1 rRNA gene is annotated in these 3082 nt (G+C 51.2%); it reads left to right on the forward strand.

The features are described from left to right. The first annotated feature begins 163 nt into the window (after positions 1-163). Positions 164-3055: ribosomal RNA gene (locus F8N66_RS31280) — 23S ribosomal RNA — on the forward strand. The last annotated feature ends 27 nt before the right edge of the window (positions 3056-3082 follow it).

Here is a 3082-nt window from a genome sequence, read left to right on the forward strand (position 1 = left end):
CGTTCTTTAAAAATTTGGGTATGTGATAGAAAGATAGACTGGACGTTACTTTCACTGGTAACGGATCAGGCTAAGGTAAAATTTGTGAGTTCTCTTAGTTGAGAAATTCGAATTTTCGGCGAATGTCGTCTTCACAGTATAACCAGATTGCTTGGGGTTATATGGTCAAGTGAAGAAGCGCATACGGTGGATGCCTTGGCAGTCAGAGGCGATGAAAGACGTGGTAGCCTGCGAAAAGCTTCGGGGAGTCGGCAAACAGACTTTGATCCGGAGATGTCTGAATGGGGGAACCCAGCCATCATAAGATGGTTATCTTGTACTGAATACATAGGTGCAAGAGGCGAACCAGGGGAACTGAAACATCTAAGTACCCTGAGGAAAAGAAATCAACCGAGATTCCCTTAGTAGTGGCGAGCGAACGGGGACTAGCCCTTAAGTGGCTTTGAGATTAGCGGAACGCTCTGGAAAGTGCGGCCATAGTGGGTGATAGCCCTGTACGCGAAAATCTCTTGGTCATGAAATCGAGTAGGACGGAGCACGAGAAACTTTGTCTGAATATGGGGGGACCATCCTCCAAGGCTAAATACTACTGACTGACCGATAGTGAACTAGTACCGTGAGGGAAAGGCGAAAAGAACCCCGGAGAGGGGAGTGAAATAGATCCTGAAACCGTATGCGTACAAGCAGTGGGAGCCCACTTTGTTGGGTGACTGCGTACCTTTTGTATAATGGGTCAGCGACTTATTTTCAGTGGCGAGCTTAACCGAATAGGGGAGGCGTAGCGAAAGCGAGTCTTAATAGGGCGTCTAGTCGCTGGGAATAGACCCGAAACCGGGCGATCTATCCATGGGCAGGTTGAAGGTTAGGTAACACTGACTGGAGGACCGAACCGACTACCGTTGAAAAGTTAGCGGATGACCTGTGGATCGGAGTGAAAGGCTAATCAAGCTCGGAGATAGCTGGTTCTCCTCGAAAGCTATTTAGGTAGCGCCTCATGTATCACTGTAGGGGGTAGAGCACTGTTTCGGCTAGGGGGTCATCCCGACTTACCAAACCGATGCAAACTCCGAATACCTACAAGTGCCGAGCATGGGAGACACACGGCGGGTGCTAACGTCCGTCGTGAAAAGGGAAACAACCCAGACCGTCAGCTAAGGTCCCAAAGTTATGGTTAAGTGGGAAACGATGTGGGAAGGCTTAGACAGCTAGGAGGTTGGCTTAGAAGCAGCCACCCTTTAAAGAAAGCGTAATAGCTCACTAGTCGAGTCGGCCTGCGCGGAAGATGTAACGGGGCTCAAACCATACACCGAAGCTACGGGTATCACGTAAGTGATGCGGTAGAGGAGCGTTCTGTAAGCCTGTGAAGGTGAGTTGAGAAGCTTGCTGGAGGTATCAGAAGTGCGAATGCTGACATGAGTAACGACAATGGGTGTGAAAAACACCCACGCCGAAAGACCAAGGTTTCCTGCGCAACGTTAATCGACGCAGGGTTAGTCGGTCCCTAAGGCGAGGCTGAAAAGCGTAGTCGATGGAAAACAGGTTAATATTCCTGTACTTCTGGTTATTGCGATGGAGGGACGGAGAAGGCTAGGCCAGCTTGGCGTTGGTTGTCCAAGTTTAAGGTGGTAGGCTGGAATCTTAGGTAAATCCGGGATTCTAAGGCCGAGAGCTGATGACGAGTTACCTTTTAGGTGACGAAGTGGTTGATGCCATGCTTCCAAGAAAAGCTTCTAAGCTTCAGATAACCAGGAACCGTACCCCAAACCGACACAGGTGGTTGGGTAGAGAATACCAAGGCGCTTGAGAGAACTCGGGTGAAGGAACTAGGCAAAATGGCACCGTAACTTCGGGAGAAGGTGCGCCGGTGAGGGTGAAGTACTTGCTACGTAAGCCCACGCCGGTCGAAGATACCAGGCCGCTGCGACTGTTTATTAAAAACACAGCACTCTGCAAACACGAAAGTGGACGTATAGGGTGTGACGCCTGCCCGGTGCCGGAAGGTTAATTGATGGGGTTAGCTAACGCGAAGCTCTTGATCGAAGCCCCGGTAAACGGCGGCCGTAACTATAACGGTCCTAAGGTAGCGAAATTCCTTGTCGGGTAAGTTCCGACCTGCACGAATGGCGTAACGATGGCGGCGCTGTCTCCACCCGAGACTCAGTGAAATTGAAATCGCTGTGAAGATGCAGTGTATCCGCGGCTAGACGGAAAGACCCCGTGAACCTTTACTATAGCTTTGCACTGGACTTTGAATTTGCTTGTGTAGGATAGGTGGGAGGCTTTGAAGCGTGGACGCCAGTCTGCGTGGAGCCATCCTTGAAATACCACCCTGGCAACTTTGAGGTTCTAACTCAGGTCCGTTATCCGGATCGAGGACAGTGTATGGTGGGTAGTTTGACTGGGGCGGTCTCCTCCTAAAGAGTAACGGAGGAGTACGAAGGTGCGCTCAGACCGGTCGGAAATCGGTCGTAGAGTATAAAGGCAAAAGCGCGCTTGACTGCGAGACAGACACGTCGAGCAGGTACGAAAGTAGGTCTTAGTGATCCGGTGGTTCTGTATGGAAGGGCCATCGCTCAACGGATAAAAGGTACTCCGGGGATAACAGGCTGATACCGCCCAAGAGTTCATATCGACGGCGGTGTTTGGCACCTCGATGTCGGCTCATCACATCCTGGGGCTGAAGCCGGTCCCAAGGGTATGGCTGTTCGCCATTTAAAGTGGTACGCGAGCTGGGTTTAGAACGTCGTGAGACAGTTCGGTCCCTATCTGCCGTGGACGTTTGAGATTTGAGAGGGGCTGCTCCTAGTACGAGAGGACCGGAGTGGACGAACCTCTGGTGTTCCGGTTGTCACGCCAGTGGCATTGCCGGGTAGCTATGTTCGGAATAGATAACCGCTGAAAGCATCTAAGCGGGAAACTAGCCTCAAGATGAGATCTCACTGGAACCTTGAGTTCCCTGAAGGGCCGTCGAAGACTACGACGTTGATAGGTGGGGTGTGTAAGCGCTGTGAGGCGTTGAGCTAACCCATACTAATTGCCCGTGAGGCTTGACCATATAACACCCAAGCAATTTGCGAACTCG

The organism is Pseudomonas fluorescens, from assembly GCF_902498195.1.
GTDB classification, from domain to species: Bacteria; Pseudomonadota; Gammaproteobacteria; order Pseudomonadales; family Pseudomonadaceae; genus Aquipseudomonas; species Aquipseudomonas fluorescens_BU.